The sequence below is a fragment of the Achromobacter sp. D10 genome, assembly GCF_035282245.1.
In the GTDB taxonomy this organism is placed as follows: Bacteria; Pseudomonadota; Gammaproteobacteria; order Burkholderiales; family Burkholderiaceae_B; genus Achromobacter; species Achromobacter insolitus.
On sequence record NZ_JAYJLE010000004.1, the window covers coordinates 224,888 to 249,836 of the forward strand.

Below are 24,949 nucleotides of genomic sequence, written 5' to 3' on the forward strand. Positions count from 1 at the left end.
CTCAGGCCACCGCCTGCGCGGGACGGACATCTACGCCAGTGGCCGCCGCTTCTTGTTCTTCCTCGATGCGGCGCGCCACCACCCAGCGGAATTGGGACAGCGCAGCGTCGATGGATAGCGGCACCATTTTGAAATCCGGCGCCAGCGATAAGGACCGCTGCTGCGCGGTGATGATGTCCCGGTCTTCATCGAAGGCCTCCACCACGCTTTGGTGTATTGACGCCGTAATCTCGGGCCGGTCGATGGAGAAGTTGTGCGGATGCGCGAAGAAATAGTGCGTCGATGTGGCGGTTTCGGGAGTCAGCGCCTGGCAGCCGCGAAACTCGATGGCGCCTTGGCGGTTGCCTTCCTGCGCGCCGTTCCCCGCCGGCGCCATGCCCGAGTCCATCAGCAGGATGCCGGGCAGCGTGAAGTTGTAGATGTTCCAGCGGTCGACCAGGCCTGGCCATTCCCGGACCTTCTTGGCGAAGGCTGGCGCTTCGGTGTTCAGCGTCCAGCGGGTGATGCGCACGCCATCGGGCAGCCTGTCGACCTTGGGAGAAACGGACGCGTAGTCTTCGCTGCCGCCCAGCGTGGTCGGATGCACGAAGGGCAGGTGCGAGAAGTCCAGCAGATTGTCGGCGATCAGCAGATAGTTGACGTCATAGTGGATGTAGCCGTCCTGGCTGCGCCACTCGGGATGGTCGAGCCATTGCGTATCGGGAATGAGAGCCGGATCGGCGCGTTCCGGATCGCCCATCCAGATCCAGATCCAGCGGTGCTGCTCGACCACCGGGAAGGTCCGGACCCGGGCCTTCGGCGGAATGCGTGCTTGCGCCGGCGCATCGACACAGGCGCCGCTGGGATCGAATTTCAGGCCATGGTACATGCAGCGCACGCAATCGCCCTCGCGCCGTCCCACGGACAGCGGCGCGCCGCGGTGACAGCAGCGGTCTTCCAACGCGACCAGCCGGCCGCCGCCGTCGCGGTACATCAGCACCGGCACGCCGGTGATGGTGCGGGAGAACAAGCCGTCGGCGCTGACTTCATGGTCCCAGGCGGCGACATACCAGGTGTTTTTGATGAACATGGGTTTGCTCCAGTGTTTACTTGACGTAGCGCCAGGCGCCGTCCTTGATCTGCACCATGACAGCGGCGCGCTCGTCATAGCCGACGTGGTCGGCGGGGGACATGGTGGACACGCCCTGCGAGGTGACGGCGTCGCGGGTGGCTTCCAGCGCATCGCGCAGGCCTGCCCTGAATTCAGGGGTGCCCGGCTTCGCTTGGGGCAATGTGGTCTTCAGCGCCTGTTGCAGCACGATGCCGGCGTCCCAGGCGTTGGCGGCGAACACCGACATGGAATCTTTGCCGTGAGCGGCTTCGTAGCGCTGGGTCAGGTCCATGGCGACCGCGCGGATGGGATTGGATTGATCCAATTGGCTGGCGACCACGACCGGCCCGACGGCAAACAGCGCGCCTTCCGCGTCTTTGCCGGCGATGCGCAGGAACTCGCGGTTGGCGATGCCGTAGGTCTGGTAGATGCGGCCGCCATAGCCGCGCTCGCGCAGCGACTTCTGCGGCAGCGCGCCCGGTGTGCCGGATGCCGCCACGATCACCGCGTCCGGTTTGGCGGCCAACAGCTTCAGGGTCTGCGCCGTGACGCTGGTGTCGGTCTTGACGTAGCGCTCGGTGGCGGTCAGCTTGATGCCGGCGCGCGCAGCCTGCGCGGAGACTTCAGCCAGCCAGCTGTCGCCGTAGGCGTCGGCAAAGCCGATGTAACCCAGCGTCTTCACGCCGCTGGCTTTCATGTGCGCGACCGTGCTGGCCACCATCAGGTTCTCGTTCTGCACGACCTTGAACACCCAGTGGCGCTGCGCGTCCATGGGTTCGACCAGCTTGGCTCCGGCCGCTAGGCTCATCAAGGGGACCTTCTTCTCGTGAGCGATGGGCAGCAGGGTCAGCGTGGCGGGCGTGACCGAGGTGCCCAGCACCACGTCCACGTTGTGCTCGTCGACCAGCCTGCGGAAGGCACGGGCGGCTCCCGTGGCGTCGGAGGCGTCATCCAGGACGATGTAGCGGACCGTCTCTCCCGCGACTTCGCGCGGCAACAGGTCTATGGCGTTTTTGGCCGGGCCTCCCAGCGATGCGGCAGGGCCGGTCAGGGACAGGATGACGCCGACGCCGACATCGGCCGAGGCGGTGCTACAGGACAGCAGGGCGCACGAAACCAGCACCGCGCCAAGGGGGTGTTGTAGGGGCTTCAAGATGTTGTCTCCTCGTAGAAACGCCGATCTGCGCGGCGTTTGACAACAAGATAGATAGCGGCGGAATATGCGTCAATGTCATGAGCCTGATTCTGGAAATGCACGCTATGCATAACGAGAAACTAGATCTCAACTTATTGGCGGTGTTTGATAGCCTGATGCGGGAGCGCAGTGTGACCCGCGCCGGCGAACAGCTGGGCCTGTCGCAAAGCGCCATGAGCCACGCGGTGAACCGGCTGCGCGTCTTCTTCGATGATCCGCTGTTCGTAAAAACCGGGCAGGGCATGCAGCCCACCCCGAAATCCGAGAGCCTGGCGCCGACCATCCTGGCGCTGATGGCAACGATCCGCGGCCAGGTGCTGTCGCAGGCGCAGTTCGATCCGGCCTCGGCCATGCGCATGTTCACCTTGTGCATGACCGACATGGGTGAACTGGTGTTCCTGCCGCCCCTGATCAAGCGCCTGCGAGAATTGGCTCCGCATTGCACCCTGCGCACACGGCAGGTGCCGCTACCGCAGGTAGAGCCCCTGCTGGCTTCCGGCGAGGTGGATCTGGTACTGGGGTCGCTGCGCGCAGCGCCGCAAGGCCTGTTTCAGCAGCAGCTGTTCATGCACCGATTCGTGACGCTGGTCAGCGTGAAGAACAAGGACGTGGGGGACGAGCTGACGCTCGAGCAGTTCCAGCGCATGCCGCAGATTGTGGTGACGCTGGCCGGGCGCTCGTCCGAAGCCTATGACAGCGCGCTCGAAGAGCAGGGCGTCAAGCGCAACATTTTCCTGTCCACGCCGCACTTCCTGGTGGTGCCGCTGTTGCTGGACCAGCATCCGGACCTGATCGCCACCGTGCCGCAGGAACTGGGCAACGTGTTCGGGGGCTATGGCCTGGTCAGGGTGCTGGAGCCGCCGCTGCCGCTGCCGTCCTTTGCGCTGCGCCAGCATTGGCATCCGCGCTTTCACCAGGATCCGGCGATCATCTGGCTGCGGGAACTGGTGAAAGACACTTTTGATGGCTATCCCTGGGACCCCGTGCCTGCCGCGCGGCGTGGCGCTTGAAGCGCAGCGCTGGGCTCAGTTGATCTTGATGTTGCGTTCCTTCACCAGCGTTTTCCACTGCGCGGTCTCGTGCGCCAGGTGGTCGCGCAGTTCGTCCGGGGTGCCGCCGATGGGCTCGGCGCCGATGGAGTCCAGCGTGGCGCGCACTTTGGTGTCGTTCAGTGCGGCGCGCATCGCAGCGTTCAGCTTGGCGACCACTTCGGGCGGCGTGCCGGCGGGGGCGAAGGCCGCGAACCAGGGCATCAGCTCGTAGCCGGGCAGGCCGCTTTCGGCCACGGTAGGGACATTGGGCAGGGCGGCTGAACGCTTGCTGGTCGTTACCGCCAGCGCGCGCAGCTTGCCGGCTTCGATGTGCGGCTTGGCGGATGTGATGCTGTCGAACATGTAATCGACCTGTCCGCCAAGCAGGTCGGCGACGGCGGGGCCGCTGCCCTTGTAAGGCACGTGCAGCATGTCCACCTGGGCCATGGACAGGAACAGCTCGCCGGCCAGATGGATGGACGTGCCCACGCCGGCCGAGGCGTAGGTGTAATGGTTGGGCTGCGCCTTTGCCTTGGCGATCACGTCCTGCACGCTGGTGGCGCCGGTGCGTGCGGGATTGGTGACCAGCACGTTGGGCACCACGGCCAGCAGCGAAATCGGCGCGAAATCCTTGATGGGGTCATAGTTCAGGTCGGTGTACAGCGCCGGATTGACCGCCATGCCATTGGCGACGATCAGGATCGTGTATCCGTCCGGTTTGGCGCGGGCTACGCTGGCCGCCCCGATGTTGCCGCCGGCGCCCGCGCGGTTCTCCACGATGAACGAGGTATTGAGCTGCTTGCCCATGGATTCGCCCAGGGTGCGGGCGATGCTGTCCATGGCGCCGCCCGGCGGGAAGGGCACGATCCACTTGACCGGGTGGTCCGGGTAGGCGTCGGCCAGCGCCGTGGCCGCGCCGCCCAGCAGCGTCAGGCCCACACAGGCCAGGGCGAATCGTTTGAATGCATGGCGCATGCGCATGATGGTCTCCGTAATGCTCGAATTATTGTGCCGCCTCACGCCGAGAGTCCGGCGACCCATCAAGACGAAATCCCGCGGGGATTCATACTTTTACGATCAGGTTTTGTGCGGTGGCTCAGTATGGCTTGCGTTTTCCCTGCGAGTCCAAGACTATATGGGTTCTGATTAATACCTTTCTGGTATGTATAGAGCCATGCGATGCAATTGAGGCAACTGCGTTATTTCCAGGCCGTGGCGGAAGAAGGCAGCTTCACCCGCGCGGCCGCGCGGCTGCACATGGCCCAGCCGCCGCTCAGCCGCCAGATCCGTCTGTTCGAGGAAGAACTCGGCGTGCAGCTGTTCGAGCGCACCACGCGCGCGCTGCGCCTGACGGAAGCGGGCCGCTTCCTGCTGGAGCAGTCGCGCCTGCTGACCGCGCGCCTGGAAGAGGTGCTGGAAGGCACGCGCCGGCTGGGGCAAACCCAGCGGCGCTGGTTCGGCATCGGCTTCGTGCCGTCCTCTCTTTACGGTTTCGTGCCGGAGCTGATCCGGCAGCTGCGCAACGCGGACCCCCAGGTCGAAGTGGGGCTCACGGAAATGACCACCTTGCCGCAGCTGGAGGCGCTCAAGGCCGGGCGCATCGATCTGGGCATAGGCCGCATCCTGTTCGACGATCCCGCCATCGAGCGGCGCGTGCTGATGACCGAAGCGCTGATGGCCGCGGTGCCGCTGGGCCATCCGATAGCCCGGCTGCGGCGGGTATCCGTCGAACGCCTGGCCCGCGAGCCCTTCGTGCTGTATCCGGCGCGCCCGCGGCCGAACTTCTCCGACCATGTGCTTGGGTTGTTCCGCGCGGCCGGCCACGCGCCCCAAGTCGTGCAGGAATCCAATGAACTGCAGACCGCCATCGGCCTGGTCGCGGCCGGGTTGGGCGTAACGGTGGTGCCCGCGTCGGTGCAGCGCCTGCAGCGGCAGGACGTCGCGCATGTGCCGATCGATGCGGACACCTTTGTGTCGCCGGTGATCGTCAGCTATCGCAAAGACGATGCATCGCCGTTCCTGGCGCGGGCATTGATGCTGGCGCAGGCGCTGGCGGATTGACATCGAGGAGCCATATCCATGCCGGATCAGGCAGCGAAATCCCTTTCCCTCAGGCAGTTGGAGTTGCTGCTCGCCCTGGCCTCCGCCGACAGCATCGCGGGCGCCGGCGCGCGGCTGGGGATGACGCCCTCGGCCACCAGCCACGCGTTGCGCACGCTGGAGGCCACGTTGGGGGCGCCTTTGCTCGACCGCAATGCGTCGGGCGTGCACTTTACCTATGCCGGGCAGCAGATCCTGCCGCACGTCAGGGACGTATTTGCCTCGTTGCAGATCGTGCGGGCAACGGCCAGCGCCAGCGCTGGGCTGCGTTCGGGTTTGCTGAACCTGGGTTCGCTGGGGGCCAGTTCCTCGTTGAACATACTGCCCCAGCTGCTGGAGATGTTCAAAGCCCGCTATCCGGGCGTCGATGTCTTCGTGACTGAAAAGCCGGATACTGAATTGGAGCGCGCGCTGATCGAACGCCGCATCGAGATCGGCGTGGTGGCCTTGCCCAAACCCGATTTCGACACCCTGGCGCTGGTGACGGACGAACTGATGGCAGTGCTACCGGCGGGCCATCCGCTGGCCGAGCGCAAGACCATCGCCGTGAAAGACCTCATCGACTATCCCCTCATCATGACGCGCGCCGGCTCGCAGCCGGTGATCACGCGGATGTTCGAACGCGCCGGCGCCAAGCCGCATATTGCGCACGACCTCTCGCAGATCATGTCCATCCTGGAATTCGTCCGGCGCGGCCAGGGGATTTCCGTATTGGCATCGCTAGTGCTGCCGCAGGCGTACGACGGGCTGGTCTACCGGAAAATCAGTCCGGCTTCAAAACGCAGGCTGGGGCTGGCTTGCCTCAATGAACGCAAGCTGTCGCCAGCGGCACATGCCTTTTGGGCCATGGTCCGGGAGGCCGCGCCCAAACTGAAATTCCCCGTCAAGTAGGGCCGCGCGGCCTGCCCTCATATTGAAAAAAAACTCAATTGAAGGTGAAGATTGCGAAATCTAGACTGCATCGATCGACTCTGATGGAGAAGGCGTATGCAGGCAGTGCAAGCTTCCGCGCTCAATGGCGTGCGGGTCCTGGATCTCTCGCGCATCCTGGCGGGTCCGAGCGCGACGCAGCTGCTGGGCGACCTGGGCGCGGATGTGGTCAAGGTGGAAAAGCCGGGTGAGGGCGATGACACCCGGAAATGGGGGCCGCCTTACATCAAGGACAACGAGGGGCGGCCGACGGGGGAAAGCGCCTACTACCTGAGCGCCAATCGCAACAAGCGGTCCATCGCGCTTGACATCGCCACCGACGCGGGACGCGAGGCGCTGCACCAGCTGCTGAGCCAGGCCGACGTCCTGGTCGAGAACTACAAGGTGGGCGGCCTTGCCCAGTACGGCCTGGACTACGCGCAACTCAAGCACCGGTATCCGCGCCTGGTCTATTGCTCCATTACCGGCTTCGGCCAGACCGGCCCGTATGCGAAGCGCGCGGGGTATGACTTCCTGATCCAGGGCATGGGCGGGATCATGAGCCTGACCGGCGAGCCCGAGGGTACGCCCATGAAAGTGGGGGTAGGCATTGCCGACGTCATGACCGGCATGTATGCCGCCGTCGGCATCCTGGCGGCGCTGCGCCACCGGGACCTGACCGGCATGGGGCAGCACATCGACATTTCGTTGCTGGACAGCCAGATCGCCTGGCTGGTGAACGCAGGGACCAACTATCTGGCCGCGCAGGAGCCGCCCACGCGTCTGGGCAATGGCCATCCCAACATCGTGCCCTACCAAGTGTTCGACGCCGCGGACGGCCCCATGATTCTTGCCGTGGGCAACGACGCGCAATTCCGGCGCTTTTGCGAAGTCGCGGGCCTGGACGGGCTGGCGCAGGATGAGCGCTACGCCAGCAATGCCGCACGTGTCGCCCATCGCGACGAACTCTGCGGGCGGATACAGGAGGCCCTGGGCCAGCGTCCCCGAACGACGTGGCTGGAGCAGCTGGAAGCCGTGGGCGTGCCTTGCGGCCCGGTCAACGATCTGCGCGACGTGTTCAATGACCCGCACGTCCAGGCGCGTGGCGCGCACTTGCGGATGCCCTGCGCCTGGGCCCAGGGTGGCGAGTTGAACCTGCTGGCCAATCCGCTGAAGCTGTCCGCCACACCCGTCACTTACCGCATGCCGCCGCCCCGCCTGGACGAGCATGCGCAGCAGATCCTGGCCGACTGGGCTGGGTCGCATTGAAGACCTTAGACAACACCGCCCCGCACGAGGGCGGATTCACCAGGAGAGAGGCATGGATAGGAGACAGCTTTTAATGCTTGCGGCGTTGGCGCCGCTGAGCCCGGCGTTCGCCCAGACCAGGTATCCGTCGCAGAGCATCAGGTTGATTGCGCCCTATGCGCCGGGTGGCACCGTGGACATCCTGTCGCGGCAACTGGCCGAGCCCATGCGCGCCAGCCTGGCCCAATCGGTCATCGTGGAAAACCGCGGCGGAGCGGGAGGCACCCTGGGCGCGGACGCGGTGGCCAAGGCGCGTCCGGACGGCTACGCGATCCTGTTCGGGGCGGTGCACCACGCTATCGCGCAGTCCGTCTATCCGAAGCTGGGATACGACATCCGGGACATGACCGCAGTGGGCTTCCTGGGCCGCGTCAACCATGCGCTGATCGTCAACAAGGACCTGCCTGCGGGCAACGTGCAGGAGCTGGTGGCTTTGTTGAAGGCCAATCCTGACAAATACAGCTATGCCACGCCCGGAGCCGGCACCATGCAGCACCTGATGGCCGAGTACTTCAAGAACGTCACCGGCACCCAGATGACGCACGTGCCTTATCGCGGGTCGGCGCCGGCGATCGTGGACATCATCGCCGGCAACGTCCACATGATGTTCGAGACCATGCCGTCGGCCATCCAGCACATCCGGGCGGGCAGCGTGCGCGCGATCGCCGTGACGTCCAAGGTGCGTTCGCCCAGCCTGCCCGAGGTGCCGACTGCCGCGGAGAGCGGAGCAGCCAACTACGACGCGACCAGCTGGTATGGCATTTATGCGCCTGCGGCCACGCCTGCGGAAGTGGTGCGCGTGCTGAACGCTGCGGTCAACGACGCGTTTGCGGACTCGCGTTTCGTGGAAAGGTGGATCGCGCTGGGCGCCGATGCGGGTGGCGGAACACCAGAGGAACTGGCCGCGCTGACGCGCAGCGAAGTCTCGCGCTGGGCCGAGGTGGCGCGGCGCGCGGACATCAAGGTGGGTTGACGCCGGCAGGCCTGGTGGCCGAGCCGGAGGCTTATACGTAGCAAGGATGAACGATGACTGAACTTTCCCAAGAACAAGCGGCGCTGCAGCAACGGGCGCGCGAGCTGGCGCAAGCCGCATTCAAACCGACGGCCGCGGCCACCGACCTGTCCGAACAGTATCCCTGGGACAACGTCCGTCTGCTGCAGGAGGGTGGTTTCATGGGCATGACGATTCCGCGCGAGTACGGCGGACGCGGGTTGGGGTATCTCGACACCGTGCTGGTAGTGGAAGAAATGGCCAAGGCCTGCGCCACCATGGGGCGCATTACGGTCGAAGCCAATATGGGCGCCATCGGGGCCATCATGCAATACGGCACCCATGAACAGAAGACGCTTGCCGCCCAGTGCGTGCTCGCGGGCGACAAACCCGCCATCTGCATTTCGGAGCCCCAGGCCGGCAGTGCGGCCAGCGAGATGGGCACCCGGGCGGTTCGCCACGGCGATGACTACATCATCAATGGCGAGAAGTACTGGATCACTGGGGGAGGCGTATCGCGCCTGCACCTGATCTTTGCGCGGGTTTTCGACGAAGACGTGGATCTGGGCATCGGCGCCTTCATCCACGTGCGCGAGCCGGGCGCCGCGGATGATGGCCTGGAAATCGCCAAGCGCTCTTACGCCATGGGCGTGCGGGGCATTCCCGAGACCTATCTCAGGTTCCACGACCTGAAGGTGCACAAGTCCATGCTGGTGGTGCCGCCGGAAGGATTGAAGCGTGGTTTTGCCGGCCTGATGCAGGCTTACAACGCCCAGCGCGTCGGCGCGGGCACCGTGGCGCTGGGCATCGCGCAGGGCGCCTTCGAGGAGGCGGTGGACTATGTCAAGCAACGCCAGCAGTTCGGCCGGCCTATCGCCGAGTTCCAGGGCCTGCAGTGGATGGTTGCCGACATGGCCATCCAGCTGAACGCCGCGCGGCACATGCTGCATGCCGCCGCGCGCAGCGGCACGCCACGGACCTTTGGCTTTCCGGACCTGTCGCTGGCCGCGCAAGCCAAGATCTTTGCGGCCGAAACGGCGCAGCGCGTGACCAACGACGCCCTGCAAATGCATGGCTCGTCCGGCTACGGGCGCGACCTGCCGATGGAGCGCCATGTCCGCGATGCGCGCATGTTCACCATCGCCGGAGGCACGGCCCAGATCCTGCGCACGCAGGTGGCCTCGGCGGTGCTGGGGATGAAGCTGCCGCAGACGCGCGACGGTTATCTGCGGGGGCGGTGAGGATAGGGGGGATCGCGAGCACTGTCGGATCCCGGCGCAGGGGATCGCCTCTTTCCAGACCGGAGTAATAGCCCGTCGTGCGCCTAGCCTTCGAGCTGCACATGCTCTATGCGATTACGTCCATTGTTCTTGGCGGCATAGAGTTGCTGGTCCACGGCCTTGATGAAACTTGCGGGTTCGACCTGTCCACCCGGCACCACGGTGCCCGCTCCTATGCTGACGGTGACGCGCCTGCCATGCGGCGAGAGCGCATGCACGATGGACTTCTTCTGTAGCAGCCGCTGGCAGCGTTCCGCGACTTTCCGGGCCACGTCGGCGTCGGCGTCGGGTAGCAGGACGACAAACTCTTCGCCGCCGTAGCGCGCGACCAGATCTCGAGGGCCGTCCAGTGCCAGGGCCAGCGTCTGGGCGATTTCCACCAGGCACTTGTCACCCTGCGTGTGGCCGTACAAGTCGTTGTACTGCTTGAAATAGTCGACATCGAACAACAGTATGGACAATGGCCGGCGTTCGCTACGCGCCTGCTGCCATTCCAGGTCGAAACTACTGTCGAAGCGACGCCGGTTGGCGATATTCGTCAGGCCATCCTTGAAGGACAGGGCCTCCAGCTCTTTCTGGAGGCTAAGCAGCTTTTCCTCGGTCTTCTTGCGTTCGGTAATGTCGAACATGAACCCGATCAGTGCTTCGGCTTCGCCTTGGTCATTACGGACCACATGCACGACGTCGCGGATCCAGACGTAGCCATTGTCCTTGGTCAGCGCGCGGTAGTCCGCCTCATGATCCAGGCCCGCCTGGGATTGCGTGACGCAGAAATTCACCACATGTTCGCGATCTTCCGGGTGCATGCGCATGGCCCAGTCTTCCACGCTGACCCAGCTTTCCGGGCTCCAGCCCAGCAACTCTTCGATCTGGGGGCCGATATAGGCGAATTTCATCGTTGCCCAATCGATCTTCCAGGGAATCGCCTTGGTCGACTCCAACAAGGTTCTGTATACGGCGTTGTCGTCAAAAAGCGTGCTTGCGTCGGCCATACCACCCCGTCCTCGATTTTTATAGACGAGCCACTTTAGCCTGTAGCGGCCGACTGCGGTAGCGCTGGCTGCTTCGAGCGCAATCGGGCGCGGTAAATGGTGTGCTGCGGTAGCGGTGGCCGGCGCTTCGGACGAGCTGCTCAGAAGAACTCGTCCAGCAGACAGTAAAACGCAATGCGCCGCTCGTCGGGCAAGACTCCATATTCCCGAAAGAATGGGGCCACCCATGCCCCCCCAAGATTGCGGTCGATGCTGCGGGCAGCAAGCGCCAGGTCCTGGAAACGATCACTGATTCCGAGGCGGCCGCAGTCCAGAAAGCCGGTGAACGCACCGGCGTCAGCCATGAAGTTGGGCAGGCAGGCATCGCCGTGGGTCACCACCAGATCGTCCGCGGCCATGGGCCTGGAAGACAACAGTTCTTGGAGCAGGTCCATGGCGGTTCGCCCCTGGCGCTGTTCATCGAAATTCGTCTCATCGACCAGGCCGGCGCGTGCGCGGGCCTGGGCTGCCGCGATGCGTGCGTCTAATCGGTGGTCGAAGGGACATTCCGCAACAGGCGCCTGATGCAGCGTGCGTAGCGCCGTGGCCATGATGCCCACGATTTGCTCCGGCGCGAGGTCGGTTGCGCTGGCCAGGTCATGGCCGGGCAGCGCGGTCATGAGCAGCCAGTGGCGATGGTTTTCCGTTGCCGTGTCCAGCACTGAAGGGGCGGGCAGGCCATGCTGATTCAGCCAACGAAGACGAGCAATCTCATCGGGAAGCTCGTTGAGCATGCCTACGGGCTCGGACTTCAAAAACAGATCCTGTCCCTTGCCCGGGCGGATGCGGAAGACGTCGGCGCCTGACTCTCCTATGTTCTGGCGTTCGATGGTTGCGTCTGTGTAGCGGTCGCGCCATTTGGCGGGAGTATTCATTTCCTCGTTTGTCCTTAGAACAGCGGGATGCGCGCGACACCGGCGGTAGCTATCGTGGCAGACGCTGTTTCACATACAGTTGAAGCGGCCAGACTACAATTTTGGAGTAACCAGCAGGCGAAATTGTAGTCTGATAGTGTTACGCCTTCGGTCGCGCTTGCAAGGAGAAAAATATGCCTACTACCCTGCGTGCCATCCAGTCGGATATTACGAAGCTGCATGTGGATGCGATTGTCAATGCAGCGAACTCTTCCTTGCTAGGCGGCGGTGGAGTCGACGGCGCCATCCATCGTGCCGCAGGCCCGGACTTGGTGCAGGAATGCAGGCTGCTTGGCGGCTGCAAGACGGGCGACGCAAAGGTGACCAAAGCGTATCGGCTTTCCGCTCAATACATTATTCATACGGTGGGGCCGGTGTGGCGGGGTGGGGATAGCGGGGAACCGGCATTGCTGGCCAGCTGCTATCGCCGATGCATTGAGCTGGCGGAAGAACGAGCCATTGCTTCGATTGCGTTTCCCTGTGTCAGCACGGGTATATATGGCTATCCCATTGAGTTGGCGGCGGAAACCGCTATCAGGAGCGTCCGGGAAAGTTTGTCCAGGGACTCATCTCTCAAGGAAGTGATCTTTTGCTGCTATTCGTCGGAAGACCTGCGGCAGTATGAAAATGTCTTCGCGCAACCGGCATTCAGAGAGCCCGGGGGGAATCAATAGCAAGGAGGAAGGGGATAGTAGCCGCAGCGTGGGTGCGCATAATAGGAGGCCGAGGCAGCTGCCGCGCCTGCGTACCAGGCGCTACGGTAAGCCGTGCGTCGGGCCACGCCAGCGAACGACAAGGGCGTAAATGGCAGGCCGATAATATCAATGAACACCGACGCCGGGCCTTCCGCGTCGGTCAGGTTGCCTTCCAGAATTTCCACTGCGAAAACCAGATTGTCGCCGTCGAGCTCCGGGGACTTCAACGTGACGACTGCGTCCGTCACGGCCGAGCCGCTTCTGTTCAGGACCGAGACGGTGGCGTTGGGAGGATCGATTGCAAAATTGTTCGATCCGACCGCCCATTCATCAAGCAGATGTGCGGTTTGCACATGGCCCGCCGCTCGTACAGGCCGGTCCGCGAACATGATGGAATTCGGCGCAACGCCCGAAAGCACGAGTTTCCCATTTTCCAGCCGAGCGGCGCGAGCATTAAGCACGATGAGCGCCGGTTCGATCTGGGGCTTGCCGACGCCTATCTGCTTGGCAGCCGGCGATGTAATGGCATCCTGCGCGAGGCTCGTTTCCGTGGCCCCGAGGCTGACGCTGCACAGCACCATTAACGACACAAATAGCCTTTTGACATGCATGGCGTTCAGCCCTCTGGTTACGAGACCGGGATGTCCGAGCAACGATCGGGTTGGCGCTGGCCGAAACCTGATCGTTGAACTGTCGCGGAAAGCTTAGCGAGGAGGCTCTTGGTCTTGCCACTCATTTCGCGCCAAGCGGGCTTCGGCGTACCACGCTTGGCGCAAAATGAGTGGCGTCGCTTTTTTCTCGTCATTAGTCTCTGTGTCCAGAGATTTGCCACTCAAGACTTTCTGAAGCGTATCCCGATTGGCTTTACAACTTTATTTGTTGGAGCATTCGAATGAAGCTATCACGTCGGAAGTTCAATACCGCTGGAGTTGCTCTGCTGGCGGCTGGCTCATTGCCGGGCTCGGCGCGCGCCGCAGGAGGGTTTGTTGCGGATTTTCCCGAGGCAGAAGACCAATTCTCCGCGGCGATTGACGCCTATGTTTATGCCTATCCGCTCGTCACGATGGAAATGACCCGACGGGTTATCACCAATGTGGAGGCACCGAAAGGCACGCGGGCCCCTATGGGGCATCTCATCAAATTGCGTCATTATCCCGACGCCAAGTTTCGCGACGTCACCGCGCCCAATGCCGACACCTTGTACACAACGGCGTTCTTCGACGTGGGCGATGAGCCGTGGGTTGTAAGCCTGCCGGACTTGCAAGATCGATACGCGTTGTTTCCGATGCTGGACGGATGGACCACCGTTTTCGACGTACCAGGAAAGCGCACCACCGGTACGGGCGCGCAGACCTTTGTGGTCACCGGGCCGCGGTGGGAGGGGACCGTGCCGAAGGGCATGGTCCAGTACAAGTCCCCCACGAGCATCGTCTGGCTGCTCGGCCGAATCTACTGTTCGGGAACCCCGGAAGACTACGCGAAGGTCCACAAGCTCCAGGATGAAGTGAAGCTGTGTCCGCTGAGCGCCTGGGGGAAGGACTGGCAAGCGCCCAAAGGGAAGGTGGACCCAGCGATCGATATGAAGATGTCGGTGCGCGAGCAGGTCAACAGAATGGATGCGGTGGAGTATTTTTCGCTATTTGCGGAACTGCTTAAGCGCAATCCCCCATCTACCATGGATGGCCCGATACTGGAGAGATTGGCATCGATCGGCATCGTGCCCGGCAAGGACTTCGACAAACGGAAGCTTGACGCGGATTTTGCCAAACGTCTGCCCGCCGCTGCATTCGGGCAGATCATGGCGCATTTCAAAAACAGCAAAGGCGATATCCAGGAAATTGACGGTTGGGGCTTTACCACCAAGACGGGTATCTACGGCACTGATTACATCCAGCGCGCCCTGATCGCTGCCATCGGGCTGGGCGCGAACCGTCCGCAGGACGCGGTCTACCCCACTTCTTTACGGTCTGACAATGGGGCGATAAAGCGCGCTTACGATGGGGCGGAAAGGTACGTGCTGACGTTCAAGAAGGGCCTGACTCCGCCCGTGTCTGGATTCTGGTCCCTCACGATGTACGACGCTGACTATTTCTTCGTGGACAATCCGCTGAACCGTTACTCCATCAGCGCCCGTCAGCCCTTGAAGGCCAAGGCGGATGGCTCGATTGATTTGCTCATACAGAACGAGTCGCCCGGTCCTGATCTGGAATCGAATTGGCTGCCCGCGCCCAAGGGAAAGTTCATTCTGATGTTGCGGCTCTATTGGCCCAATGAAAGCGATCCCTCGATCATCAACGGATCATGGACCGTCCCGCCGGTAAGAAGAGTGACCTGAAAATGGCTTAGGACCACGCTCCAATACCTGGTGTTCCTGCACGGCGGATGGTATCCGCCGTGTCTCGCTTGTCGGATAAGTGCGAATGAGAAAAAAAATCATGAGTTGGCTGGCTTGCGGCCTGGTATATGCGGGGCCCGGCACGGCTGCTGAAGGAGGGCAGGGCGACGGAAGACCTGAGGCCACTGCCATGGCGGCTCCAGCGCAAGAGTGGAAGCTATCGATGACGCCATACTTCTGGGCGGCAGGACTATCCGGAAAGCTCTCTGGAGCACGATCTCCGGTCATCGACATCCACGCGGATTTTGGCAAACTATTCGATGATCTCGACTTCGGTGCAATGCTTATTGGCGACGCCCGCAAGGGCCGCTATAGCATTTTTGGAGATCTTATTTATACGAAGATTGGTTCTCAAGGAGATACGCCACACGGCGTCCTGGCTACCAGCGCGGATGTGAAGACGTCGACTTTTGCAGGCTTGCTTGGAATGGGCTACTCCGTCCTGGAGGACTCTCCCCATCAGTTGGACGTGGTCGCCGGCTTGCGCGTCTGGTCAGTGGACATGGACGTTACGCTCAAGGGTTCATTGCTGGACGGCAGGAAGCGCAGCGACGGCGCCACTTGGGTCGATGCCCTGGTGGGTGTGCGGGGAAACTACATTCTGAGTCAGAAGCTCTACCTCACCGGCTGGGGGCTGATAGGCGCTGGGGGGGCGGAAGCGGATTGGGATGTCGGCCTGGGGTTAGGCTACAACCTGACGAAAACCGTCTCGGCGGCCATTGGCTATCGTGCGGTTGGCGTGGATTACAGCAAAGGGGATTTCAAGTTCGACGCGGTACTGCAAGGCCCGATGGCCGGCATCACCATACGCTTTTAAGATCCGGCGCCTTATCAGTACGGCTATTTCGCGAGCAGTCTTTGACGATATTCGTGCGGGGCCAGGCCGCTTGCCTTCCTGAACGCACGGGAAAAGTTGGCGGGCGAGGAATAACCGAAATCCATCGCAATCTGCGTGATCGAAACGTTGGTGCCGCGCAGGAGCTCTTCGGCCCGCCTCAGGCGAACGACATTGGCCAGCTCGCGAAAGTCCACGCCATTGTCGCGGCGTAGTATGCGTTGCAGCGTGCGCACGCTGGTGTCCATGGCCTTTGCCGTGCTTTCTATGGATAAGGTGCCGGCTTGGACTTGGGCTCGGATGTACGAGACCACAACTCCCAGGTAATTGTCCACGCCGGCGGGTTCGGCAAGGGCTCGACCCACATCTTCGATGGTGATTAGCGCGGTCCTGGCTGGTCCGCGGCTTACTCGATTCAGTTTGTCGGCCTCGATGCAGACCGATATCTCAGGCGCATCGAAGACGACCGGACAAAGAAACGTATCTCCGAAAAGTGTATCGCTTTGCGGGCGCGGAACATCCAGTTCGATTCGATGCGGAAAGTAATCCGTGCCCAAGTAGGACTGTAGGATGCTGAGCACGACGGCAATGGTGCCACTGGCAACGTGCGAATATCCCCGCCGTCCTCGCGTGGCGTGGGTATAGCTGATCCTGGCCATTGCGCCTTCTAGCCGAAGTTGCATCCTGTCGCCTGTACCGTGGTAGTTCAGCGACGCCGCCGCCCTCATAAGCGCTTCGCCCAGCGTTTCAGCCGCCAGCACATATTTGCCCCAGTGGCCGAAATTCGTCAGTGACAGGATGGGCGCGGCAAGCAGGCCTATGTTTATTTCCTTGGCACGCCTTTCGATTTCCCAAAGATATTCCGTCACGACGATCTGCGGAATAAAGCACTCCTGCTGCTCGATGACTTCGATATCGAGCATTATGGATTGCTTGGCAAGCTGCAGGATTCTTTCCCCATAGACCTCCCGCACTAGTCCAGACACCCCAGCCAAAACTCTGACCGACTTCACTGGGGGAGCACCTGCGCCGAAATTCCTGCCCATGCGCCCGGATATTGGCGTCATATGAGTGGTGAGGTTCTTCACTTGTGCCTATTGTCCACGTGTAGTTGCGGGAACCTATTGGCGCCTCCGGGCAGGCAGAAATCGGATAAGAGGCGCCCAGGAATAATACCTAAGCTGGCGCCATGCGTGGTGTCGTCCGATCGATTTTGACCCAGGTGGAGAATGGAAATGAGGCTTCACAAAACTACTTTGGCCCTGTGCGCGGTGTTGGCGATTTCCGGTTGTGTAACCAAGAAGGCCTATGACAATGAGGCCCGGATGGCGGCGGAGTATGCGGCTTTGAATCAAAAGCTCTCGGCCGAACTGAGTGGCGATCGTGCGGAGATCACGCAACTGCAGGGCGAGCTGAAGGTGACGATGGTCAATGAAATACTGTTTCCGGAAGGCGGATGGAGGCTTAGTGCAAAGGGCGAGCAGACGCTGGCCAAGATCGCTCCCACGCTCTCCGACCTGCCGGGCAAGCAGGTCGTGGTCCAAGGTTTCACTGACAATGAACCGATCGGGCCGCAACTCAGGGGGCAATTCCCGTCCAATCTGGAGCTGTCTTCGGCCCGCGCGGACAACGTGGCCCATTTCCTGACTGAAAAAGGAGTGCCGCCCAACTCGATTTCCGCGCAAGGGTTTGGCGAAGCTCGACCCGTGGCAAGCAATTCGACGCCAGAGGGCAGGGCCAGGAATCGACGTGTGGAGATCGTCATTACGGCGGCTGGGCGTCCCTGACCCGGTTGGATATGTTCTTTACAACCGCTGTCCCCCCGTCGCGTCTATGCTCTGACCGGTAATCCAACGGCCCTCATTCGACGCCAGAAAGGCCACGATATCCGCGATATCGTCTGGCTGCCCCACGCGGCCCAGCGCGATGGTCTTTGCGATCAGTTTGCTCTGCTCCGGGTCGCGGGCGCGCGCGTTGAGGTCAGTGGCGGTGGCGCCGGGCAGGACGGCGTTGATGGTGATGCCGCGCTCGCCCAGTTCGCCCGCCAGCAGGAGGGTGAGCGCTTCCAGGCCTGCCTTGGCTGGCGCGTAGACGCTCATTTCGGGGTAGGCGGCGCGTGTGCCCATGGACGAGATGTTCACGATACGGCCTTGGTCGCGCAGGAAGGGCAGGGTCTGCTGTATGAGGAAGAAGGGAGTCTTCAGATTCACTTGCAGCACCCGGTCGAACGCTTCCGGCGTGACCTCGGCCAGGCGGGCGCGCAGGCCCACGCCTGCGTTGTTGACCAGGATGTCCAGGCCGTCGTCATCGTAGCGTTCCTTGAGCGCGGCGCGCAGATCGCGGGCCAGTGTGGCGGCGGCATCGGGGTGCCCCAGGTCGGCCTGCAAGCTCCAGGCCTCGCCGCCGGCGTCCCGGATCTGGCGCACAACGTCCTCCGCGGCATCGCTGGCGGCGTTGTAATGCACCGCGACACGCGCGCCGCGCCGCCCCAGGGTGAACGCGATGGCGCGGCCGATGCCGCGGCTGGCGCCGGTGACCAATGCGGTCTTGCCGGCCAGGCTGTCGAGGGAAGGGTTCTTGCTCATGCGGTTTCCGTTTCGGGTTGGGTCCATGCTTGCTGCGCCTCGAGCTGGCGCGCCGCGATCAGCAGCGCGTTGCGGTCGACCTTGTTGGTGCCGGCCCATGGCAGTTCGTCCACGAAGCGGATACGCCGGGGGTGCTGGTAGGCCGGGCCGTGCGCCAGCGCATGGCGCTTCAATGCGTCGGCGTGCAGTTGGCTGCCGTCGCGACGCACGACGAAGGCGACAGGAATGTGGCCGCGCTCCTCGTCCGGCAGCGGCACCACGCAGCTCTGGCGCACGTCGGGATGGGATTCCAGCAGCTTTTCGACCTCCACGGGATAGATGTTCTCGCCGGAGCACACGAACATGTCGTCGGCGCGGCCCACGAAGTAATAGAAGCCGTCTGCATCGCGCCGCAGCACGTCGCCGCTGTTGTACCAGCCGTCCTTGAGCACCTGGGCGCTCTTTTCGGGCAGGTTGTGATATCCGCTGAGTACGGCGGGGTTTTTCATGAGGAGCACGCCCTGGTCCGGGCTGGGGCCGTCCGCCAGGCGCACTTGCGCGGGGTTCAGCGGGTAGCCCAGCGACAGCGCCGGTGTGGGCAGGCCGTCGGGATGCGGCCCGAACACCGCGGGGCCGGCCTCGGTGGTGCCGTAGCCATGTGTCACGCGTACGCCGGGCAGGGCACGCTGGATCCGCTCGAGCAGTGCCACGGTCATGGGGGCGGAACCCAGCATTACGCGGGTGAGCGCCGACAAGTCGCGCCCTTGCAGCAGCGCCGGGTCTTTCACCAGCCGCGCGAACATCGTGGGTACCGCGGTGAGGACGGAGATGCGGTAGCGCTCGAGCGCGTCGGCGTAGGCGGCGGCATCGAAGGCAGGCTGGATCACGAGCAGGCTGTTGCTGGCGAAGGCGCGCTTGGCCATGAACAGGCCGTTCATGTGAAAGAGCGGCTGCGCCAGCAGATAGCGTTCCTGGGTGTCGGCGCGCGCGACCACGGCGGCCGAGGTGGCGGCCAGCGCCCATAGCTGGCCACGGTGTGTCAGGGGCACGCCCTTGGGCTTGCCGGTCGAGCCGGACGTGTACAGCATCTGGGCGATATCGTCGGCTTGCGGGGTGACGAAGCCGAAGTCCTTGGGGGCAATCTGCGCGGCATAGCCTTGCGGACCGGTATCGTCGAAGTCCAGCACCGGCACCTTGGCTTCGAAGGCGGCGCGGCGTGGGCCATCCACGAATGCGAGCGCGATGTTTGCATCGCGCAACACGTAGTCGATGTTCTCTTGCGACTGCTTGATGTTCACGGGCACGGCCACGTATCCCGCCCGCATGATGCCAAAGTAGGCGATCAGGTACTCGGCGCGGTTGAGCGAGGCGATGGCGATGCGGGTGCCCTGCCGCAGGCCGCGAGCGGACAGCCAGGCGGCGACGCCGCCTGCCAGGTGGCGGACTTGCTCGTGGGTGTAGCGCTCGGGGGCGTCGGGCTGGCGCAGGTCGATGATGGCGGGCAGGTCGCCGGGCAGCGCCGGATCGGCCAGATGGCCCAGGTTGAGCAGGGAGTGCGTCATGGTAATTTCCGAAAAAGGGCAGATCAGCGCTTTTGCAGCTTGGGATTGAGCGCATCGTTCAGGCCGTCGCCGACCAGGTTCAACGACAGCACGGCAAGCATGATGGCCACGCCGGGCACGGCGCAGATGTACCAGGAGGACCGGATCAGGCTGCGGCCTTCGCCGACCAGCCGGCCCCAGCTGGCGATGTTGGGATCACCCAGGCCCAGAAAGGACACGACCGATTCGTACAGGATGGCGCCGGCCACCACGAGCGAGGACATCACGATGACGGGCGGCAGGGCGTTGGGCAGGATCTCGGCCGCGACGATGCGCACAGGGCTCATCCCAAGCGCGCGGCAGGCCTGCACGAATTCCCGCTCCTTGAAGGACAGGAACTCGGCACGCGTCAGGCGCGCGATCGGCGGCCAGGACACCAAGCCCACCGCCAGCGTGATGTGTTCGATGCGGGGGCCCAGGATGGACACGACCGTCAGCACGAACACAACGTTCGGGATGATCTGGAACAACTCGGCCACGCGCATCAGCCCTTCGTCCACCCAGCCGCCAGCCCAGGCTGCGGCCGCGCCCACGCTGACTCCGATCAGCGTGGCGGTGGCCGCGGCCACCAGGCCGATCAGCAATGTTGCGCGCGCGCCGTGCGCGATCATGGCGGCGATGTCGCGCCCCATGGAATCGGTGCCCAGCGGATAACGCCAGGATTCGAAAGGCCAGATTTCCGGCGCGCCGACGATGCGCAGCGGATCGGCGGGATACAGCCAACCGGCGCCTGCCGCCAGGAAAGCCACTAGCGCAAGCAGCACCGCGCCGGCGACGGCGCCACGGTTCCGGGCAAAGCGCGCGGCGAACGAGGCGTGGCGAGAGGAGGGCGCCGCAGCCAGGGCGGGAGCAAGAACGGGGGAGGTGGACATGTCAGGCAGCCTTGATGCGCGGGTCCAGCCGCGTGTAGAGCAGGTCGACGGCGATGTTGGCGATGATCACCACGAAGGAGCTGAGCACCAGGATGCCCAGGACGACGGGATAGTTGCGGCTCATGACGCTGTCGAACAGCACGGCGCCGATGCCGGGCCAGCTGAACACCGCTTCGACGACGATGCTGCCGCCCAGCACCGCGCCCAGTTGCAGCCCCAGCAGCGTCACGATGGGAAGGAAAGCGTTGCGCAGCACATGACGCAGCACCACGGCGCGGCGCGTCAGGCCTTTTGCATAGGCGGTGCGGACGAAGTCCATGCGGCTGACTTCCAGCATCGATGCGCGCATGACGCGAGCGTAGGCTGCGGAGTAGAACAATCCCAGCGCCAGCGCCGGGAGCGCCAGGTGGTGCAGCACGTCAAGCGTCTGGCGCCACGCGCCGCCCGCCAACCCGATGGTGACCATGCCGCCCACCGGGAACCAGCCGAGCTTTACCGAGAACAGCACGATCAACATGATGCCCAGCCAGAAACTGGGCGCGGCAAAGCACAACACCGCGAAGACGGATACCGCGCTATCCCACCACGTGTTGACTTTGACGGCCGACACGATGCCGGCGGCCATGCCGACGAGGACGGCAATGGCCAGGCTGGCGCACATGAGCAACAGCGTGGCCGGCAGATGCGCCAGGATCACGTCCAGCACCGGCAGATTGTGGCGGTAGGAATAGCCCAGGTCGCCGCGCGCCACCGAGCCGATGTACTTCAGCAGCTGCACGGCGGGCGGCTGGTCCATGCCATAGGTCACGCGCAGGCGCTCGATGAGCGCCGGATCGGTGACTTGCTGCTCGGCCGTCATTACGTCCAGGAAGGTGCCAGGCACGGATTGGATAAGCGCGAAGTTCAGCACCACCACGCCCAGCAGCAGCGGGATGGCCTGGGCGAGCCGGCGCAGGATCAGTCGGATCGGCATGCGCGCGCCTCAGCCCTGCAGCCAGACGTCGGCCAGGGTCTCGCCCTGGACGTTCGCGCCGGTGGTGAAGTTGCGCACATTCTTGCCGGCCAGAGTGAAGGATTGGATCTCCACAAGCGGAACGTGAGGCACGTCGGTGGATGCCAGCCGCGCGAACTGATGCGCCAGCGCGCGGCGGGCGTCCGGGGCGGTCTCCTGGGTCAGCTTGGCAACCAGGGCATCCATCTCGGGGTTGGAGTAACCGGTCGCATTGCGGAAGGCGGCGCCCTTGACGATGCCGTCCGTGGTGTAGAACTGGGTGACGGTGGGCACCAGTTCCAAGGGCGAGGTGAAGTTGGAAACCGCGATGTCGTAGTCATAGTCGCCGTAGATGCGCTTGAGCGCCGTGGCGCGGTCCACGGAATCCAGCTTGACCTCGATGCCCACGTCCTGGAGCGCCTGCTTCAGGTATTGCCCGAGCTTGGCGTTTTCTTCGAACCAGGCGGCGGCCACCAGGTTTACGGTGAAACGCTTGCCGTCCTTTACGGGCAGGCCGGCTGCGTCCAGCAGTGCCGCGGCCTTCTTGGGATCGAAGGGATAACGGGGAACGTCCTCGGTGTAGAACAGCGGGTTGCTGCTGAACACCGGCGCGATGGCGGGCTTGCCGCGGCCGTAGTAGATGGTGTCGACGATGAACTGGCGGTCGATGGCATGTAGGATCGCCTGGCGCACCTCACGGCGGTTGACGATATCGCGGCGCTGGTTGAACTCGGCGGTTACCGTCCAGGCCGAATTCTGGTAGCCGCGCGTGTCGACCACCACCTTGCCGGTCTTGAGCAGGCGATCGATGTCGCGGGCCGGGACGGGGTTGGAGTAGGCCAGGCCCAGCTCGCCCGTTTCAAGGGCGGCGCCGCGCGTGGCGGGGTCGCTCCACCAGCGGATGATGAGACGGTCCAGGTTGGGCTGGCCCGCGTTCCAGTAGCTGTCGTTACGCAGGTATTCGACGTGGCTGCCGCGCACCCACTTGCCGTACTTCCAGGGACCGGTCCCGACCGGCGTATTGTTCAGCGGATTGGTGATGATGTCCCGTCCGTCGTACAAGTGCTTGGGCACCAGCAGCTGAAACTGGCCCGCCAGCGTGGACTTCAGGAAGAAGTCCGGCACGGGCGCATCAAAGCTCAGCACCACGGTCAGCGGGTCGGTCGCGGTGGCGCCGGTCAGCGACTTGAGCGCGATCCCCGCGGAGATCGGCTTCCAGTGCTGCAGCACGTTGTAGACGACGTCAGCTGACGTGAATGGCGCGCCGTCGTGCCAGGTGACCCCGTCGCGCAGCTTGATGGTGTAGCTGCGGAAGTCCGGGGCGGGGGTGACGGACAGGGCGAGCGCGGGCTGGAACTTCAGGTCGGCGTCCAGCTTGAGCAGCCGCTCGAGTATCTTGGTGGCCGTCTGGAAAGGACTGGACCCTCCACCGCCCGGCACGAACAGGGCTTGGGGTTCCAGGCCGCCCCAGCTGGCGACCAGTGTGCCGCCCTTGCGGGCGGGACCTGCGTCCGCGCCGGGCTGGGCGGTGGCGGCAAGCAGCGCCTGGGGCGCGAAACCCAGGCCGGCGGCCAGGCCGCCGGCGGCGCTGCGGGTGAGGAAGGCGCGCCGTCCGGGGCGCTGCGCAGTCGTCATGATGTATGTCCTTTAAGTCCTATGGAAGCCGGCTCAGCCCTGGCTGAGCGTGGCGTAGGTGGCGCGTCCGATGGCTACCAGCGCGCCCTGGTCGTTGTAGAGATCGACGTCCGCCACCCCAACGCTGCGGCCGTTGCGCCGAACCCGGGCCACGGCGGTCAGCGAGGTGTTCACGGCAGGGCGCAGATAGTCGACGCGGAAGTTGATGGTGGGCAGGCCGCGGCCCAGCAACATGCCTACGGCGAAGTCGCCCACGGTATCGATTACGGCAGCGAGCGGTCCGCCATGCCATTGGCCGCTGGCCGCGCCGCGTTCGAACTCCGGGCGCATGGGAGCCAGCACGGTCAGTTCGCCCTGTTCGTGCTTGACGTCACGCACGGACAGGCCGAGCCAGGCGATGAAAGGCGAGCCGTCGAACTTCGCCTGGATGGCGGCGGCATCGAGCGTGCCGGGGAGCAAGGTGTTGGGATTGGCGCTCATGCCGTCACCAGCACTTTGCCGACGATCTTGCGGTCCTCCAGCGAGGCCAGCGCTTGCGCGCCCTGTTCCAACGGCCATTTGCGGTCCACATGGACATGCAACCGTCCGTCGCGCACCAAGGCCAGCAGTTCGTGCAGGTCTTCGCGCTCCCAGCCGTTGGAGCCGCGGATCTGCAGCTCGAAGGTCCAGATGTAGCGCAGGTCTTCCTTGGGATCGAATCCCGCCGTGGCGCCGCAAGTCAGCAGGCGTCCGCCCAGACGCAGGCAGCGCAACGATTTGACCCAGGTGTCGCCGCCAGTGAAGTTCACCACCACGTCCACGCCGCCGGGTTTGCCGCTGCGGCGGCGTGAAGGCTTGCCGAAACGTTCCTGCACGGCCTTGAGGAAGTCTTCCTCCGTGTAGAGAATGATGTGATCTGCGCCCAGGGCGCGCAGCGCCTCGGCCTTTTCGGGGCTGCCGGCGCAGGCGATGACTTCCGCTCCCGCGAGCTTGGCAAGTTGCACCGCGCACACACCGACGCCGCCGCTTGCGCCGAGGATCAGGACTTTCTCGCCGGGCTGTACCTGGCCGATCCGGTTCATCATGCGCAGGGCGGTGCCGTAGGCCACGGGCAGCGCGGCCGCCTGGTCGAAGCTCACTTCGTCGGGCAGGCGCAGCAGCTGGTGTGCCGGCACGCGGCACAGTTCGGCCAGGCCGCCGTGGATGGTCTCGCCCACCAGTCCGCCGTCGACGCGATCTATCGGGTCGACGAGGACACGATCACCCGGCTTCCAGTCGCGCACGTTGGCGCCCGTCTGTTCCACGATTCCCGCCACGTCCAGGCCGATGATTACGGGAAAGGGCAGCTTGATGCCGGGCATGCCGCGGCGCGTAAACACGTCGTGATAGTTCAATGAGGAGGCCTGGACGCGGATGACTACGTCATCGGGACCGGCGACGGGATCGGGGAATTCGATTTCCAGGCGCAGCTTGTCGGTGCCGCCGTGTTCACGCAAAACAATGGCTTTCATGGGTGTATTGAGGTTGGGGTAG

24 protein-coding genes are annotated in these 24,949 nt (G+C 63.8%); 10 read left to right on the forward strand and 14 right to left on the reverse strand.

Translation table 11 applies throughout. The features are described 5' to 3' along the window. Nucleotide 1 precedes the first annotated feature (1 nt). Nucleotides 2-1,069: an aromatic ring-hydroxylating dioxygenase subunit alpha gene (locus VCS63_RS13375; RefSeq protein WP_063640734.1), complete on the reverse strand. Its 1,068-nt coding sequence runs from the start codon at nucleotides 1,067-1,069 to the stop codon at nucleotides 2-4. A gap of 16 nt (nucleotides 1,070-1,085) precedes the next feature. Next, nucleotides 1,086-2,243 (reverse strand): ABC transporter substrate-binding protein, encoded by a 1,158-nt coding sequence (locus VCS63_RS13380; protein WP_063959625.1) that lies wholly within the window; start codon nucleotides 2,241-2,243, stop codon nucleotides 1,086-1,088. 80 nt (nucleotides 2,244-2,323) lie between these two features. Here VCS63_RS13380 and VCS63_RS13385 point away from each other — a divergent pair, with 80 nt between their 5' ends. Continuing rightward, a complete protein-coding gene (locus VCS63_RS13385; protein ID WP_223306469.1) occupies nucleotides 2,324-3,295 on the forward strand; it encodes a LysR family transcriptional regulator in 972 nt (323 codons plus the stop codon). A gap of 15 nt (nucleotides 3,296-3,310) precedes the next feature. Here the strand turns inward: VCS63_RS13385 and VCS63_RS13390 are convergent, their stop codons facing one another. Then, entirely contained in the window at nucleotides 3,311-4,297 is a 987-nt protein-coding gene (locus VCS63_RS13390; protein ID WP_063640731.1) for a Bug family tripartite tricarboxylate transporter substrate binding protein, read from the reverse strand. A 198-nt stretch (nucleotides 4,298-4,495) separates the two neighbouring features. Between VCS63_RS13390 and VCS63_RS13395 the strand changes: the two genes are divergently transcribed. The 5 genes from VCS63_RS13395 (at nucleotide 4,496) to acdA (ending at nucleotide 9,865) form a co-directional block, all read left to right on the forward strand. After that, nucleotides 4,496-5,377, forward strand: coding sequence for a LysR family transcriptional regulator (locus tag VCS63_RS13395; RefSeq protein WP_042793463.1), 882 nt, complete (start codon nucleotides 4,496-4,498; stop codon nucleotides 5,375-5,377). Between the two features lie 18 nt (nucleotides 5,378-5,395). Beyond that, on the forward strand, nucleotides 5,396-6,307 hold the full coding sequence (locus VCS63_RS13400; RefSeq protein ID WP_063640730.1) for a LysR family transcriptional regulator: 912 nt from the start codon (nucleotides 5,396-5,398) through the stop codon (nucleotides 6,305-6,307). Between the two features lie 96 nt (nucleotides 6,308-6,403). Continuing rightward, entirely contained in the window at nucleotides 6,404-7,594 is a 1,191-nt protein-coding gene (locus tag VCS63_RS13405) for a CaiB/BaiF CoA transferase family protein (RefSeq protein ID WP_112965494.1), read from the forward strand. A gap of 52 nt (nucleotides 7,595-7,646) precedes the next feature. Then, entirely contained in the window at nucleotides 7,647-8,606 is a 960-nt protein-coding gene (locus tag VCS63_RS13410; protein ID WP_238913207.1) for a Bug family tripartite tricarboxylate transporter substrate binding protein, read from the forward strand. A 53-nt stretch (nucleotides 8,607-8,659) separates the two neighbouring features. After that, nucleotides 8,660-9,865: a 3-sulfinopropanoyl-CoA desulfinase gene (gene acdA / locus VCS63_RS13415; protein ID WP_042793466.1), complete on the forward strand. Its 1,206-nt coding sequence runs from the start codon at nucleotides 8,660-8,662 to the stop codon at nucleotides 9,863-9,865. An 83-nt stretch (nucleotides 9,866-9,948) separates the two neighbouring features. Here the strand turns inward: acdA and VCS63_RS13420 are convergent, their stop codons facing one another. Together VCS63_RS13420 and VCS63_RS13425 are read right to left on the reverse strand one after the other, a co-directional pair. Then, nucleotides 9,949-10,896, reverse strand: coding sequence for a sensor domain-containing diguanylate cyclase (locus tag VCS63_RS13420; RefSeq protein ID WP_323880030.1), 948 nt, complete (start codon nucleotides 10,894-10,896; stop codon nucleotides 9,949-9,951). 140 nt (nucleotides 10,897-11,036) lie between these two features. Then, nucleotides 11,037-11,810 (reverse strand): APH(3')-II family aminoglycoside O-phosphotransferase, encoded by a 774-nt coding sequence (locus tag VCS63_RS13425; RefSeq protein WP_323880031.1) that lies wholly within the window; start codon nucleotides 11,808-11,810, stop codon nucleotides 11,037-11,039. A 173-nt stretch (nucleotides 11,811-11,983) separates the two neighbouring features. Between VCS63_RS13425 and VCS63_RS13430 the strand changes: the two genes are divergently transcribed. Continuing rightward, the gene (locus VCS63_RS13430) at nucleotides 11,984-12,523 is read left to right on the forward strand and encodes an O-acetyl-ADP-ribose deacetylase (RefSeq protein ID WP_042793470.1); all 540 of its coding nucleotides are present in this window, start codon (nucleotides 11,984-11,986) and stop codon (nucleotides 12,521-12,523) included. Here VCS63_RS13430 and VCS63_RS13435 read toward each other — a convergent pair. Then, a complete protein-coding gene (locus VCS63_RS13435; RefSeq protein ID WP_323880032.1) occupies nucleotides 12,517-13,155 on the reverse strand; it encodes a hypothetical protein in 639 nt (212 codons plus the stop codon). The genes VCS63_RS13430 and VCS63_RS13435 overlap by 7 nt on opposite strands. A gap of 281 nt (nucleotides 13,156-13,436) precedes the next feature. On the opposite strand from VCS63_RS13435, the gene VCS63_RS13440 reads away from it, so the two are divergent. Then, a complete protein-coding gene (locus VCS63_RS13440) occupies nucleotides 13,437-14,879 on the forward strand; it encodes a DUF1254 domain-containing protein (RefSeq protein ID WP_175202001.1) in 1,443 nt (480 codons plus the stop codon). A gap of 85 nt (nucleotides 14,880-14,964) precedes the next feature. Next, entirely contained in the window at nucleotides 14,965-15,756 is a 792-nt protein-coding gene (locus VCS63_RS13445; protein WP_112965505.1) for a hypothetical protein, read from the forward strand. Between the two features lie 23 nt (nucleotides 15,757-15,779). Here the strand turns inward: VCS63_RS13445 and VCS63_RS13450 are convergent, their stop codons facing one another. Next, nucleotides 15,780-16,862: a helix-turn-helix transcriptional regulator gene (locus VCS63_RS13450; RefSeq protein WP_323880034.1), complete on the reverse strand. Its 1,083-nt coding sequence runs from the start codon at nucleotides 16,860-16,862 to the stop codon at nucleotides 15,780-15,782. 147 nt (nucleotides 16,863-17,009) lie between these two features. Here VCS63_RS13450 and VCS63_RS13455 point away from each other — a divergent pair, with 147 nt between their 5' ends. Further along, nucleotides 17,010-17,561 (forward strand): OmpA/MotB family protein, encoded by a 552-nt coding sequence (locus VCS63_RS13455; protein WP_063962432.1) that lies wholly within the window; start codon nucleotides 17,010-17,012, stop codon nucleotides 17,559-17,561. An 18-nt stretch (nucleotides 17,562-17,579) separates the two neighbouring features. On the opposite strand, the gene VCS63_RS13460 is transcribed toward VCS63_RS13455, so the two are convergent. The 7 genes from VCS63_RS13460 to VCS63_RS13490 are packed head-to-tail and all read right to left on the reverse strand — an operon-like array spanning nucleotide 17,580 to nucleotide 24,927. Beyond that, nucleotides 17,580-18,359, reverse strand: coding sequence for an SDR family oxidoreductase (locus VCS63_RS13460; protein ID WP_323880036.1), 780 nt, complete (start codon nucleotides 18,357-18,359; stop codon nucleotides 17,580-17,582). Further along, a complete protein-coding gene (locus VCS63_RS13465; RefSeq protein WP_323880038.1) occupies nucleotides 18,356-19,900 on the reverse strand; it encodes a class I adenylate-forming enzyme family protein in 1,545 nt (514 codons plus the stop codon). The genes VCS63_RS13460 and VCS63_RS13465 overlap by 4 nt, the downstream gene beginning before the upstream one ends. Before the next feature lie 23 nt (nucleotides 19,901-19,923). Then, the gene (locus VCS63_RS13470) at nucleotides 19,924-20,811 is read right to left on the reverse strand and encodes an ABC transporter permease (protein ID WP_063640712.1); all 888 of its coding nucleotides are present in this window, start codon (nucleotides 20,809-20,811) and stop codon (nucleotides 19,924-19,926) included. Between the two features lies 1 nt (nucleotide 20,812). After that, the gene (locus VCS63_RS13475) at nucleotides 20,813-21,784 is read right to left on the reverse strand and encodes an ABC transporter permease (protein WP_042793479.1); all 972 of its coding nucleotides are present in this window, start codon (nucleotides 21,782-21,784) and stop codon (nucleotides 20,813-20,815) included. 9 nt (nucleotides 21,785-21,793) lie between these two features. After that, complete coding sequence (locus VCS63_RS13480) at nucleotides 21,794-23,437, reverse strand: ABC transporter substrate-binding protein (protein ID WP_042793480.1); 1,644 nt, start codon at nucleotides 23,435-23,437, stop codon at nucleotides 21,794-21,796. Between the two features lie 33 nt (nucleotides 23,438-23,470). Further along, nucleotides 23,471-23,917, reverse strand: coding sequence for a PaaI family thioesterase (locus tag VCS63_RS13485; protein WP_063640710.1), 447 nt, complete (start codon nucleotides 23,915-23,917; stop codon nucleotides 23,471-23,473). Continuing rightward, nucleotides 23,914-24,927 (reverse strand): quinone oxidoreductase family protein, encoded by a 1,014-nt coding sequence (locus VCS63_RS13490; protein WP_323880039.1) that lies wholly within the window; start codon nucleotides 24,925-24,927, stop codon nucleotides 23,914-23,916. The genes VCS63_RS13485 and VCS63_RS13490 overlap by 4 nt, the downstream gene beginning before the upstream one ends. Nucleotides 24,928-24,949: the final 22 nt, after the last annotated feature.